This is a genomic window from Bifidobacterium asteroides (genome assembly GCF_019469425.1).
GTDB lineage: Bacteria > Actinomycetota > Actinomycetes > Actinomycetales > Bifidobacteriaceae > Bombiscardovia > Bombiscardovia asteroides_I.
In genome coordinates this window covers 836,548-850,152 of the sequence record NZ_CP048272.1, presented here as the reverse complement: position 1 = coordinate 850,152, position 13,605 = coordinate 836,548, and the positions used below count along the sequence as shown (strand labels likewise).

At 61.9% G+C, this 13,605-nt stretch carries 9 protein-coding genes; 4 read left to right on the top strand and 5 right to left on the bottom strand.

Translation table 11 applies throughout. The features are described from left to right. Together GYM67_RS03205 and GYM67_RS03200 are read left to right on the top strand one after the other, a co-directional pair. Window positions 1–1,245, top strand: coding sequence for a carboxylate--amine ligase (locus tag GYM67_RS03205; RefSeq protein ID WP_220237096.1), 1,245 nt, complete (start codon window positions 1–3; stop codon window positions 1,243–1,245). Further along, complete coding sequence (locus GYM67_RS03200; RefSeq protein ID WP_220237095.1) at window positions 1,242–1,985, top strand: aspartate/glutamate racemase family protein; 744 nt, start codon at window positions 1,242–1,244, stop codon at window positions 1,983–1,985. The genes GYM67_RS03205 and GYM67_RS03200 overlap by 4 nt, the downstream gene beginning before the upstream one ends. On the opposite strand, the gene smc is transcribed toward GYM67_RS03200, so the two are convergent. Together smc and GYM67_RS03190 are read right to left on the bottom strand one after the other, a co-directional pair. Further along, window positions 1,918–5,556 (bottom strand): chromosome segregation protein SMC, encoded by a 3,639-nt coding sequence (gene smc / locus GYM67_RS03195; protein WP_220237094.1) that lies wholly within the window; start codon window positions 5,554–5,556, stop codon window positions 1,918–1,920. The two genes, GYM67_RS03200 and smc, sit on opposite strands and share 68 nt — an antisense overlap. Beyond that, the gene (locus GYM67_RS03190; protein WP_220237093.1) at window positions 5,556–6,977 is read right to left on the bottom strand and encodes a bifunctional folylpolyglutamate synthase/dihydrofolate synthase; all 1,422 of its coding nucleotides are present in this window, start codon (window positions 6,975–6,977) and stop codon (window positions 5,556–5,558) included. The genes smc and GYM67_RS03190 overlap by 1 nt, the downstream gene beginning before the upstream one ends. A 206-nt stretch (window positions 6,978–7,183) precedes the next feature. Here GYM67_RS03190 and GYM67_RS03185 point away from each other — a divergent pair, with 206 nt between their 5' ends. Next, window positions 7,184–8,734, top strand: a complete 1,551-nt coding sequence (locus GYM67_RS03185) for an aminopeptidase P family protein (RefSeq protein WP_258561594.1) — start codon at window positions 7,184–7,186, stop codon at window positions 8,732–8,734. A gap of 3 nt (window positions 8,735–8,737) precedes the next feature. After that, window positions 8,738–9,274 (top strand): NUDIX hydrolase, encoded by a 537-nt coding sequence (locus GYM67_RS03180; protein ID WP_220237091.1) that lies wholly within the window; start codon window positions 8,738–8,740, stop codon window positions 9,272–9,274. A 46-nt stretch (window positions 9,275–9,320) separates the two neighbouring features. Here GYM67_RS03180 and GYM67_RS03175 read toward each other — a convergent pair whose 3' ends face one another. The 3 genes from GYM67_RS03175 to GYM67_RS03165 form a co-directional block, all read right to left on the bottom strand. Further along, window positions 9,321–10,556 (bottom strand): ROK family protein, encoded by a 1,236-nt coding sequence (locus GYM67_RS03175; protein WP_220237383.1) that lies wholly within the window; start codon window positions 10,554–10,556, stop codon window positions 9,321–9,323. Window positions 10,557–10,764: 208 nt separating this feature from the next. Continuing rightward, entirely contained in the window at window positions 10,765–11,991 is a 1,227-nt protein-coding gene (mmsB, locus tag GYM67_RS03170) for a multiple monosaccharide ABC transporter permease (protein ID WP_220237382.1), read from the bottom strand. A 23-nt stretch (window positions 11,992–12,014) separates the two neighbouring features. Then, window positions 12,015–13,583, bottom strand: coding sequence for a sugar ABC transporter ATP-binding protein (locus GYM67_RS03165; RefSeq protein ID WP_220237090.1), 1,569 nt, complete (start codon window positions 13,581–13,583; stop codon window positions 12,015–12,017). Between the last annotated feature and the right edge of the window lie 22 nt (window positions 13,584–13,605).

The window sequence follows — 13,605 nt, the reverse complement described above, 5'->3', positions numbered from 1 at the left end:
ATGAAAGAATTCCAACCGGTCATACTGGGCACCGACATCAACACCTACGGTATGGCGCGAGCCTTCCACGAGGCCTACGGCTTGGTCTCCACCGCATTCGGCCACTACCAGCTCTCCCCCACCAAGTACAGCAGGATCCTGGACCTGCATCTGGTACACGACTTCACCAATCCCGAGGTCTTCGTGTCCACCTTGAACGAGTGGGCCGACGCTTATCACCGGGACCACCCAGGGGCCACCCTGCTCCTGTTGCCCTGCGGGGACACCTACGCCAACCTGTTGGACAAGTTCGGCGATCCCCTGCGCGCACGGTTCGTCTTCAACGCCATCGACAAGGAACTGAACCGGTCCCTCTCGCTCAAATCCTCCTTCTACGAACTCTGCGACCGCTATGACCTGCCCCACCCGAAGACTGTTTCAGTGGATGCCGATGATGTGAAGGCCGGCCGCCACCGCAACCTGCCCTTCGACTACCCGGTGGCCATGAAGCCCGCGGACAGCGACGAGTGGCTGGGCATCGACTTCCCCGGCAGGAAGAAGGCCTTCATCTTCAGCAATCCTGAGGAGCTGGACACCATGATCCGCAGGTCCTACCAGGCCGGGTACACCTCGCGGATGGTCATCCAGGACTTCGTGCCGGGGGGCGATGACAACATGAGGGTGCTTAATGCCTACGTGGACCGCCACCACCGGGTGCGCATGATGTTCCTGGGCCATCCCCTGCTGGAGGATCCCGCGCCTGAGGCCATAGGCAACTACGCGGCCATCATCCCCGACTACAATCAGGACATCTTCGACCGTATCAAGGCCTTCCTTGAGGACATCAAGTACAGCGGGGTGGCCAACTTCGACATGAAGTACGACCCGCGCGACGGCGTCTACAAGCTCTTCGAGATCAATCTGCGCCAAGGCCGCAGCAGCTACGTGGTCACCCTGAACGGATTCAACCTGGCCCGCTACTTTGTGGACGACCTGGTTCTGGACACCCCATTCGACGGACGCACCGTCTTTGGCCGGGGGCATCGCCTCTGGATGGAGATCCCCAAGGATATCTTCCGCAAATACTGCACCGATTCTGAGGACAAGCGACAGGCCATGACCATGATTCGCCGCGGGGATTGGGGCACCACCTTGGAGTACAGCAAAGACCGCAATTTCAAGCGCTGGCTGCTGATTCGACACATGTTTTCCATCTATCGGCGTCGTTACCGGCGCTACTTCCGTGACAAGAGGACACTGGCATGAGGAACTTCTTCGTCGTCCTAGGCGGCATGGGCACGCTGGCCACCGAGAGCTTCGTACGGGTGCTGGACCGGATGACCGGTGCGCACCGGGACCAGGATTTTCTGGACTACGTGGTCTTCAACCACGCCACCGTGCCCGACCGCACCGAGTTCATCCTGGGCCGCAGCAAGGATGATCCCTTCCCCTATCTGGCCGAGGACGTGCGCCAGGCCACAGCCATGGGCGCCTCCTTCATGGTCATGGCCTGCAACACCGCCCATCAGATTCTGCCCCGGCTCCAGGCCCTGACCCCGGTGCCCATTTTGAGCATGCCCCAGGCCACCATCGACTGGGCTGATCGGCACTACCCCGCGAAATCTCATCCTCGCATGGGGTACATGGGCACCGAGGGGTCCCGCCATGCCGCCATCTACCAGGGCCCGGCCGACAGCGCTGGCTACAAGCTGGTGGACCCAGACCAGGCCCTGCAGAACCGGGTGAGCGCGCTTATCTACAACGACGTCAAGGAAGGCCGTCTGGACCGGGACCGCTATCTGGGCGTCCTCGATACCTTCCTGAACGACTACCACTGCGACACGGTTCTGCTGGGCTGCACCGAGCTCTCGGTGCTCAACGAGGCCTACCCCTTGCCGCAGCTGCCCATCGTGGACTCCCAGGCAGTTTTGGCGCAGGTCACCCTTTATCGGGCTCGGGCTCTTCACGACCGGAACGATTCGGATCCTTCAGCCGCTGGGAGATGACGGCCGTCACCCCGTCCCCCCGCATGGTGACCCCGTAGAGGGCATCGGCGATGCCCATGGTCCGCTGCTGGTGGGTGATGATGATCAGCTGGGCATGCTCACGCAACTGTTCGAAGGCCTTGAGCAACCTGGTCAGGTTCACGTCATCCAGGGCGGCCTCGACCTCGTCCATGACATAGAAGGGGCTTGGCCGGGCTGTGAAGATGGCCAGGAGCAGGGCCAAGGCTGTCAGCGACCGCTCCCCGCCCGAGAGCAGAGAGAGCCGACGGACCTTCTTGCCGGCCGGGCTGGCCTCGACCAGAACGCCTGTGGTCAGCAGGTCATCCGGATCCTCCAGCCGCAACCGCCCGCGCCCGCCTGGAAAGAGGGTGGCGAAGATGCGTTCAAAGGCCTTGGCAGTGTCGTCGAAGGCCTCCTTGAAGACCGTGACCATGGTCGAATCCAGATCCTTGACCAGGGCCATCAGATCATCCCGGGAGCCTATCACATCCTGACGCTGCTCGTGCAGGTAGCGGTTACGGGACTCCAAAGCCTCGTATTCCTCGGTGGCCAGCGGGTTGACTTTCCCCAGGGCAGCCAGGTCCCGCTTGGCCTTGGCCAGCCGCTTCTCCTGCTCCCCGCGTTGGTAGGGCACTGTTTTGAAGGCTGGTGAATCACCTTCTTTCTCCGCCGCATCCTGGTCCAGAGGCACCGGATTGCCCTCGTCATCCAGGACGGGAACCGGACGGTCAGGGCCGTATTCGCGGATCAACTCCCCCGGCTCCATGCCCAGATCATCCTGAATGCGCTGACGTAGGCGGCCGTCCTCGCCGGCCAGGCGCTCCCGATCCAGATCCAGACCGTGCTCATCCTGCCGAAGACCGGCCACCTTGGGTTCCAGAGCGTCCCTGTCGGCCCGCAGATCGGTCAGCTCCTTGTCGTGGGCCGAAGCCTTGGCCTTGAGCTGATCCCGGCGGCGGGCCGCGCGCTCCATCCTCCCCTTGATCAGCTGGGCCAGCAGGTCGGCCCTGAGCGCGATCAGCCCCAGGGAGGCCATGCCGGCCTTGCGACGACGGTTCTCCTCTCCTATTCGCTGACGGCGGCGTTCAGCCTGATCGGCCTGATCTTGCAGCAGATCGATCTGCCGCAGCAAGGAGGCATGCCGCCGGTCGCTCTCGGTCCAGGACAGCTTGGCCTCCATCTCGGCAGTGCGGGCCTGGTCCAGAGCCGTCTCCAATTCATGCTGTCGGTCTTCCATGCCCTCCGGGTCATCAGAATCAGATTCCCTGTCCTCCTGGGCACGGGCCAGGCCTGCCTTGAGGTCCTCCAGTTTGAGTTCGTGCGTGCGCACCTGGTCGCGCACCTGAGCCAGCCGGTCATCCAGATCCTTGACCCCGGCCTGGGCTCGATCCGACTCCTTGTGAGCTGCCGCCAGCTCCCGGGTTGTCTGCTCAGCCTTGACCCGGGCCTCGGTGCACTTGTTGCGCGCCTCCTGCAGCTTCTGCTCAGCCTGCTCAAGGGCGGCACGGGCCGCTTCCATCTGCGGCTGCAGTGCCTGGGATTCCTCCTGGAGGGCCTCTACCTGTGCCAGGGCCTTATCCCTGCGCGCAGTCAGCGCCAAGTCACTAGTTGCCAGAGCGGATCCGCCTACAGCACCTGCCCGGTCATAGAGGTCGCCCAGGCGGGTCAACGCCTGCTGCCATCCGTCTTCCAAGGCGCGGCGGGCCTGATCAGCGTCATTGACGGCAGCTGTAGAGGCCAGCAGGCTGCGGACGGCAGCCAGCACCCCTTGGGCCCATTCAGGATCGGCAGGATGCTTCCGCAGGGCCACCAGGTCGGCAGCCGACCTCCAGGGGCCGTCTCCGGGCTTCATGTCTGCCCCCTTGAGCGGGCCTGATGCTGAGATCAGCGCTGCGCGTCCAAGACGGTCTCGGCGGGCTCGTTCCAGGGTCTGGTCGACCGTCTGACCATCCTTGGCCACCAAGGCCGAGGCGTAGTCGTGCAAGGCCTGGGCCAGGGGCTCCTCCCAGCCCTCCTCCACTTGGACGAAGTCGGTCAGCACACCCAGCAGGGCCGTATCCCCCGCCTGGGACAGGGCCTCGCCAGCGCCGCGATGGTCCAGCGTGTCCGCCAGGGCATCGGCCTTGGCCTGGGCCGATATGGCATCGGACTGGATTCGTCGCTCGTGCTCCTGAAGGTCGTTGAGCCTGCTGCGGGCCTGGTCCCTGACCTTACCTGCCTGGTCCAGGGCTTGTCTGCCGTCCTGGTCGGGACTTTCCTCCTGGTTATCCAGGTCCCGCACCCTGTTCCTGGCCCGCTCCAGGCCCTCTCTGGCCTGATCCTGCTGACGGGTCAGATCATGCTCGCGCTGTCTGGATAGTTCGAGGGCCGAGTCCTCCTTGGCCACCAGCTGCGCCAGGTCGCCCAGCCGAGCCTGCCGCTTTCTGGCCGCCTGCCGTAGCTCGGTCATGGTCTGCCGGTGAGCGGCCAGCCGCCGCTCCAGATCCGCACGGGCTTGGACACAGCCATCCAGGGCGATCCGGTCGGCTCCAACCTGGCCCTCCGTCTGATCGGCCTGGCCCTTGAGCTCGTCGGCCCTCCGCCTGAGCAACCCGGGGTCCTGCCCCTGATCGGTCACCATACTGGCCTCCAATGAACGGCTGCGCTCCCTGGCCAATGATGCCAAGGAACCGGCTCGCTCACCCAGCTTGGTCAGGTCGTTCCATTGCTGGTTGACTGCCTCCAAGGCCGGACTGGACCGTCGGTCCAGCCCCTCCAGCTGTTCAATGCGGAGCTTGACCCTGGTCAGATCATCCTGCCCGCGAGCCAGCCGTTCCCTGGTCCGGGCCATCTGCGAGCGCAGATCCTCCAGCTTTTTTTGCGAGGTCAAGGCGTCGTCGGCATGGATGCGGGCCTGGGCGTCCCGCAGGCTGACCTGGATCATGTCGGCCCGGCGGGAGACCTTGGCCTGGCGGCCAAGCGGCCCCAGCTGCCGATGAATCTCGCCGATCAGGTCATCCAGACGGGACAGGTTGGCTTCGGTGTTGGCCAGCTTGTGCAGGGCCCGTTCCTTGCGCTTGCGGTGTTTGAGGATGCCGGCCGCCTCCTCGATGAAGGCACGGTGACCTGCCGGATCAGCTCGCAGAATGGCATCCAGCCGCCCCTGGCCGACAATCACATGCATCTGCTGGCCCAGCCCGGTGTCGCTGAGCAGTTCCTGGATGTCCAGTAGGCGGCAGTCGGATCCGTTGATGGCGTATTCGGACCCGCCATTGCGGTAGATGGTTCGGCTGATGGTCACCTCGGTGTAGTCGATGTCCAAGGTCCGATCAGTGTTATCGATGGTTAGGGTGACCTGAGCCCGGCCCAGTGGCGGCCTGGAGGAGGTGCCGGCGAAGATGACATCCTCCATGGATCCGCCGCGGAGGCTCTTGGCCCCCTGCTCGCCCATGACCCAGGCCAGGGCGTCGACGATGTTGGATTTGCCTGATCCGTTGGGGCCCACCACAGCGGTGATGCCCGGCTCGAAGCGCAGGGTGGTGGCCGAGGCGAAGGACTTGAAGCCCTTGAGGGTCAGCTCCTTGAGATACATCAGGCGCGCTCCGCCTTAGGTTTGGCCAGATCGGGATTGGGACGCTCGGCCAGCAGGGTGCGGGCATCGCCGGCGGTGACGAAGCTGCCGCAAATCAGTACACCGCGGCCATAGCCCACCCCGGTCTGATCCTCGCTGTCAACCATGTCGACAGCCGCCTGGATGGCATCAGGCATCCGGTCGCGCCGGACCACCCTGTCGGGGCCGAAGACCCGCACAGCGATTCGTTCCAAATCTTCGGCCGGCATGACTCGGCCCTTCCAGGAGTTCTCGGTGACCACGACGCTGTCCAACACGGGCTCCAGCAGGCCCAGATAGTCCTCCACCTGCTTGTCAGCCATCATGGAAATCACACCCACCAGCTGCTTGAAGTCGTAGTTCTCCTCGATGGCCGAGCGCAGGGACTGGGCCGCGTTCAAGTTGTGCCCACCATCGATGATGATGGTGGGCGAGGTGCGTACCTGCTCGATCCGTCCGGGGATGCGCACCTGGCTCAAGGCCTCGGCCACCAGATCCTGGTCCAGGGCCCCGTTGACGGGGACGACCGTCTCAGCCGCAGCCAGGGCTGCCAGCGCGTTGTGGGCCTGATGCTCACCGAACTTGTCAATGGGCACATCCTTGTAGAGTCCCTGCGGCGTACGCAGCGTGGCCACCTGGCCGCCCACTGCGGGCATACGGGATACCACCTCCAGCTCGTTGCCGTCCCTCAGCAGAGTAGGGGCGCCCTGCTCGCGCACGGCCTGCTCGATAATGGGCATGACGGCCTCCTCATGAGGCTGGGCGCCGACGATGACCGTGGACTTGGGCTTGATGATCCCGGCCTTCTCGCCTGCTATCTGCTCGACCGTATCCCCAAGCCACTGCATATGATCCATGTCCACCGGCCCGATAATGGCGGCATCGCCATCAAGGACGTTGGTGGCATCCCAGCGGCCGCCCATCCCCACCTCGACGATGGCCACGTCCACAGGGGCGTCGGCGAAGGCCCAGACGGCCATGGCGGTCAGGACCTCGAAAAAGCTCATGGGAGCCCTACCCTGCTGGGCAAAGCGGTCGTCCACCATGGCGATGAAATCCTCGATCTGCTGGTAAAGGTCTACGAAGTCCTCATCTGAGAGCTCCTGACCGTCGATGGCGATTCGTTCATTGATCCGCTCCAAGTGCGGCGATGTATAGAGCCCGGTGCGCAGACCGTAAGCCCGCACCAGAGCCTCGGCCATCCGCGCCGTGGACCCCTTGCCGTTGGTCCCGGTGACGTGGATGACCCGGAAGCTGTGCTCCGGGTGGCCCAGCAGGTCCAGCATCATCCCCATCCTGTCCAAGTCCAGGTTGGGGCTGTCGTGCTCGGCGGGACGCGCCATGATGGCCCGCTCGACATCCCGAATATTCTGACCCTTGCTGTTGGGGTGTTCGAATGACATATTCTGCCTGCGCCTCCTGCTGGCTGTGGATGCTTCCCGCCTATTCTATGCGCGACCGACCCCGATTGAGGGCCGGAACAGCCGACTGTCACATCGGTCGAACGCACTACCATGGAACCAACATAGTCAGAACCGGAATTTCAAGGAGGCTGGACGTGACCGCATCCGCGCAGGAGCATCTACAAGGAGACACCGATCCCAAGAATGTGGACCTGGATGAGCAGAACATGGAAGACCGAGTGAACAACCGCACCCTGCGCCCCAACTCCCCCGCCTTCCAAGAGTTCATGACCACCGGCTGGCAGGCCCAGGAGCCTCAGATAGAGCCGCTGGAGTCCAGCAAATACACCGGACGCCGCCTGCGTGAGCTGGGCCGGCGTTTCCCCGGCGAACGACTGGTCATCCCTGCCGGATCCTACAAGACTCGAAACAACGATAACGACTACGCCTTCCGCCCAGACACCACCTTCGCCTACTACACGGGCCTGGGCGAGGACTATGAGCCAGGAGCCATCCTGGTCCTGGACCCAGTGGACCCCGACAGTCCGGAGGCCGCCAAAGGCCTGACCCACACCCCTGAGCTCTTCGTCCATCCCCGGGCCGATCAGTCCACCCGCGACTACTACCGTTCCTCTCAGTACGGGGAGTACTGGGTGGGTCCTCGAGCCGGACTGCGGGAGCTGGCCATCATGACCGGCATCCCCACCAGGGACATCGCCGCTTTCCCTGATGCCATTGCCAAGGATCTGGGGCCGGACCAGGGAGCGGTCAGGCTGCGTGTGATCCGCACCGCCGACCAGGAGGTCCTGAACCAGGTGGAGGCAGCCCGCAAGGCCAATGGCATCGGCGGCCCGGACCGCAATGAGGAAGCCGACGACAAGCTCGAAGAGTTCACCTCCGAGGCCCGCATGATCAAGGACGACTATGAGGTGGGCGAGATGCGCAAGGCCATCGCCGCCACCAAGGATGGGTTCGACCGAATTCTTACCCACTTGCCCCAGGTGGTGGGCCGTCCCCGCTCCGAACGGATGCTGGAGGGCGTCTTCAACGCCAACGCCCGCGAGAAAGGCAATGACGTGGGCTACGGGTCCATCATCGCCTCGGGCAGGCATGCCCCCATCCTGCACTGGATGCGCAACGACGGGACAGTCCAGAAGGGCGACCTGCTCCTGATCGATGCGGGCGTGGAGGTCAACAGCCTCTACACAGCCGACATCACTCGCACTTTCCCCGTAGGCGGCACCTTCAGCCCCCTGCAGAAACGTATATACCAGACCGTGCTCAAGGCCCAGCAGGCCGGCTTTGAAGCCGCTAGGCCCGGAGCCACCTACTCGGACATCCACCATGCTGTCATGCGGGTACTGGCCCAGACCCTGCACGAGTGGGGCATTCTCAAGGTCAGCGTGGAGGAGTCCCTCTCCCCTCAGGGCCAGCAGCACCGCCGCTGGCACGCCTGCGGCTGTGCCCATCACCTGGGTCTGGACGTGCATGACTGCGCCGAAGCCCGATACGAGTCATATCAGGGCGCCTCCATCACCCCCGGGATGATCTTCACCATCGAACCCGGACTCTACTTCAAGGAGAACGACCTGCTGGTGCCCCCGGAGTTCCGGGGCATCGGGGTGCGTGTGGAGGACGACGTGCTCATGACCGAGCAGGGACCCCAGTGGCTGTCTGCAAGCATCCCCAAGACCGTCGAAGAGGTGGAGGCCTGGATGAAGCAGCGGGCTGCTCTTGCCGGCCCGGACCGGGACTGATGTATGCCCACCCCTGACTTCGTGCTCAAACTGCGCCGGTCCATAGGTCATGACCTGCTCTGGCTGAACGGTGTGACGGCCTTCGTCAGCGATGACCAGGGCCGGCTCCTTCTGGGTCGACGTTCTGACACCGGCCAGTGGGCCCTGGTCTACGGAATCAACGAACCGGGCGAAGAGCCAGCTGACACCGTGGTCCGCGAAGTCAAGGAGGAGACCGGGGTGGATGTGATCGTCACCGACCTGGCGGCAGTCACATCCTCCCAAGAGGTGATCACCTATGCCAACGGCGACCGGACCATGTACATGGATCATCTGTTCATCTGTCAGCCTGACCCCAGCGGCAACACCGACCCCTTTGTGGGTGACGAAGAGAGCCTGTCGGTCGGCTGGTTCGACCCCGATCGACTCCCAGCCCCGCTGACCCAGACCACTGTCGAACGCATGGCTCGAGCTCGAACCTATCTGGAACGCCTGCAGGGCGGAGACGCCCGCACCCTCTTCAGGGTTGGCGGCAGGGAGCTGCCCGCAAATTCCGACTAGTCTCAGGCCGGCCATTGCACCCTTGGACAGCTCAGTCCTTGACGCATCAATCCTCGAAGAAATCCAGCGGATCGTCGATGAAGCGGCGCAGGCCTACCAAGGCTGCTCCCTTGAGGGCCGGATAGTCCGCCTGGGTGGGGATGAGCACCCGAATGTCCACGGCATCCCGGCCCAGGGTCAGCTGATTGAGCCGATCCTGCAAACGCTGGGCCAAGTTCCCTCCGAAGTGTGACCAGAATCCCCCTAGGATGACCGTATCCACGTCGACAATATTGATGGCTGAGGCGATGACCGAGATCATGGCATCGAGCCCACGGTCGATGGCATCGACGGCCTTGGCATCGCCCTGCTGCCAGCGCAGGTAGAGTTCCTCCATGGCCTGGGGCGTGACCGCCTCAGCTCCCGTGGCGATGTCAGCCGCCTCGACCAGAGCTCTGCGCCCGGCATAGGTCTCCAAGCACCCACGGCGGCCGCAACGGCAGGTGGGGCCGTTCAGATCCACCGAGGCATGCCCCAATTCACCGGCGAACCCATGGTCTCCGGTCTCGACGGCCCCGCGACGCACCACAGCCCCGCCGATGCCGATGTCAGTGGAAATGTAAATAAAGGAGTCGGTGGGCGAAAGCGGCCCCTCATGTCCGCCCGCAGGACGCTGGGCCGCGTAGCCGGGAATCTGGGCAAGGGCTGCCAGACGCGCCTCGTTGCCCACTCTGGGAGCTAGACGACGGACCAGAGGAAAGTCCTGCAGATCCAGACGTTCCCATCCCAGGTTGCGGGCCATGAGCAGGGTGGTGTCGCCGCCGACCAGACCAGGCAGGGCGAGACCCGAACCCACTGTACGGTAGTGCCGACGGGACAGCTTGCGTTCGATGGGCTTGGCCAGCTTCTCTAGGTCAGAGAAGACCCGATCGGGTTCCGCCTCATGCATATCATCTTTGACCCAGGCCGAATCGATCAGGGTGCCATCCAGATCCATGGCCAGACATCCGTAGCCATCAGTGTTGATCTGTAGGCCCAGGCCGGCCCAGTGTCCGTGTGCGATAGACAGCGGGGTGCTTGGTCGGCCATGGCTGCTCTGCGAAGTCTCAGGTTCTTCCTCGTGTACTACCCGATTCCTGAGCAGCAGCCCGGCCAGGAGCGACATGGTGGCCTTGGTCAGCCCCGTGGCCTTGGCCAGATCCGCCCTGCTGAGCGAGGTAGGCGACCGCAGAATGGTGTCAACGATGACCGAGAGGTTGTGGTTCCTCAGATCATCCTGATTGATGGAGCGCAGGGCAGTCACGGAAATCATCCTTCCAAATCCGGGCGGCAAAACCGCCCTACATGTCAGAAACCACCTTTCAGTATCACACATGAACCTGCCAAAATCCGCAAAGTTAACCGCCCCCCCCCCCGCGGATGAGCACGCAAAAGCCGGGGAGGAATATCAATGGCGAGCTTTAAGCAAGGCCCCGCCCTCTGCAGAAGGCGGGGCGCAAACAGGTCAGCAATTACTTCTTATGGCGTTTGCTGATCAAATCGTATGCTACGGCAATAATCACAACCAGACCCTTGATGATCTTCACAATGGCGGCATCCGCGCCCATGATCGACAGTCCCTGGTTGAGCACACCCATGATCAGTGCGCCTACCATGGCACCGGGGATGGTACCTACGCCACCAGCCACAGCCGCACCACCTATGAAGCAGGCGGCAATGGCGTCCATTTCAAACTCCATACCGGTCTGGGCCGTAGCCGAAGCCAGTCGGGACAGAGTGATGATGGCGGCGATGGCGGCAAGCAGCCCCATGTTGAGGAATATTTTGAAATCGACCTTGTGTGTATCGATGCCCGAAAGCACGGCAGCCTTTCTATTGCCGCCGACCGCATATATATCGCGTCCCAGCACCATTCGATTGAGAACGAACCAGTAAATGCCCACCAGCACAGCGATGATGACCAGCACGATGGGTATGCCGCCCTGAGTCTGGTTTCCGGATGAAGCCAGCAGATAGGTTACAAACCCAATGACTGCGGTGGCCAGCACACACTTGATGATCACCCAGCTCTTTGGCTCAGCCTGCAGACCGACCCGGATTGCATGTGACCGGCGACGAATCTGCATTACGATGACCAAGACTATGACCACTGCCCCAACGACCAAGGTCAGCACATCCAAACCAAACCAGAACCCGAAGATGTTGGGCAGAAAATCCTTGGAGATGGCACGGAACTCACGAGAGCGAAGGGGAATGGACTCACCGGCGATCACAGTTGCAAGACCGCGGAAAACCAGCATTCCACCAAGGGTCGTGACAAAGGCTGGTACGCCAACGTAGGCCACCCAGAAGCCCTGCCAGATACCCACAATGAGCCCGAGCGCAAGCATGAGCGCAATAGCCAGAAACCAGTTCAAACCCCAGTTCTTCATCATGAAAGCGCCCATGCCGCCGATGAAAGCCACCACGGAGCCCACAGACAGATCGATATGCGTACCGATGATCACCATAAGCATGCCGATGGCCAGAATGAGCACATAGGCATTCTGCTGGAAAAGGGCAACGAAATTGTTGGGGAAGAGCAGACGCCCCCCAGTCAGCACTTCGAAGATAGCGATGACCACTACCAGAGCCAGATAGATTCCATATTGTCGTGCATTGCCCAGCAAGGTGGCCTTAAGCGTGGCCACCTGCGGAGTCCCGCTGTCATTGGGCGCATCAGCGACCGACTGCTTCATTGTTGTTTTTCCTTCCTTGATGCTCATGCGAACACCGCTTCCTCACTGCAAGGGATCTCAGACGTCATGTACCGCATCAGCTCCTCTTGGTCGGTGGCATGGGCGTCCAGACATGCCGTGATGATCCCTTGACTCATCGTGTAGATTCGGTCACAGATACCCAGGAGCTCAGGCAACTCGGAGGATATGACCAGAATGGCCGAACCGGCATCTGCCAGCCGGTCTATGATCTCGTATATCTCGTATTTGGCACCCACGTCGATGCCGCGGGTCGGCTCGTCCAGCATGAGCACTTTGGGCTCAGTGGATACCCACTTGGAAAGCACCACCTTCTGCTGATTGCCTCCGGACAGGCTGCTCGCCGGCATCTCTATGCTCGGAGTTTTCGTCCTGAAATCCCGCCGATACTGCTCAGCAATCCGTTTTTCGCGGTCGAGATCCAAGACACCGTGGTGAGACAGGTGTCCGAGGTTAGCCATCGAGGTGTTCTCTCGTATGGACGCGATCAGGTTCAGGCCGTACTCTTTCCTTTCTTCAGTGGCGTAAGCCAGACCCGCGTCAATGGCCGAGCGCACATCGGGCAGGGAAATTCTCTTACCTTCCATGTATATGTCGCCGCTAGCCCCGACGCCGTACTGGTGACCGAAGATGCTCATAGCGGTTTCGGTCCTTCCGGCCCCAATCAGCCCAGCCATGCCCACTATTTCGCCTGCGCGCAGGTTGAAGCTGACTTCCTTGGCCACCAAGCGGTTGGAATCTTGTGGATGGTGGACTCTCCAATGCTCCACACGGAACATCTCCTTGCCGATCTGCGATTCGTGCACCGGATAACGATTGGTCATTGGTCTGCCGACCATATCGCGGATCAAGGCATCCATGTCCAGCGGGTGCTTCTTATCAACCCGGCAATCGCTGATGGTTCTCCCGTCCCTGATCACCTGGACGACATCCGCTGACGCCGCAATTTCGTTGAGTTTGTGCGAGATGATGATGGCAGTTATGCCACGTTCCCTGCGAAGCCGGTCGATCAAATCCAGCAGATGGAAAGAATCCTCATCGTTGAGCGCGGCTGTGGGTTCGTCCAAAATAAGCAAATGAACGTTCTTGCTGAGCGCTTTGGCGATCTCCACCAGTTGTTGCTTGCCAACGCCCAGGTTGGAGACCAGGGTATCTGGATCCTCGTCCAAACCGACCAGGGACATGACATCCTTGGCCTTCCGGCGTTGCTGATCATCCTGGATGAAGATTCCCTTGGTGATGGGGTTGCCCAGAAAGATATTCTGAGCAATCGTCATGTAGGGCTCGAGTGCCAGCTCCTGGTGGATGATGACGATTCCCTCGCGCTCCGAATCTCGTATGCTGGAGAACCTGCAGGGTTTGCCCTGGTAGATTATGCTCCCCGAATATGACCCATACGGGTAGACTCCCGACAGAACGTTCATGAGGGTGGATTTACCAGCCCCATTCTCACCGCAGATGGAGAAGATCTGACCCTGTTGGACCTTGATATTGACATGGTCCAATGCCGTGACCGGACCGAAGGACTTCACAATGTCCCGCATTTCCAAAATCATGTTTTGTGATGATGTCATTGGTGCCTTCTGAATTGAAGGG

Bases quoted from the DNA above. Each gene is read 5' to 3' on its own strand.
- GYM67_RS03205 (WP_220237096.1), top strand. From the start codon at position 1: ATGAAAGAATTCCAACCGGTCATACTGGGCACCGACATCAACACCTAC.
- GYM67_RS03200 (WP_220237095.1), top strand. From the start codon at position 1,242: ATGAGGAACTTCTTCGTCGTCCTAGGCGGCATGGGCACGCTGGCCACC.
- smc (WP_220237094.1), bottom strand. From the start codon at position 5,556: ATGTATCTCAAGGAGCTGACCCTCAAGGGCTTCAAGTCCTTCGCCTCG.
- GYM67_RS03190 (WP_220237093.1), bottom strand. From the start codon at position 6,977: ATGTCATTCGAACACCCCAACAGCAAGGGTCAGAATATTCGGGATGTC.
- GYM67_RS03180 (WP_220237091.1), top strand. From the start codon at position 8,738: ATGCCCACCCCTGACTTCGTGCTCAAACTGCGCCGGTCCATAGGTCAT.
- mmsB (WP_220237382.1), bottom strand. From the start codon at position 11,991: ATGAAGCAGTCGGTCGCTGATGCGCCCAATGACAGCGGGACTCCGCAG.
- GYM67_RS03165 (WP_220237090.1), bottom strand. From the start codon at position 13,583: ATGACATCATCACAAAACATGATTTTGGAAATGCGGGACATTGTGAAG.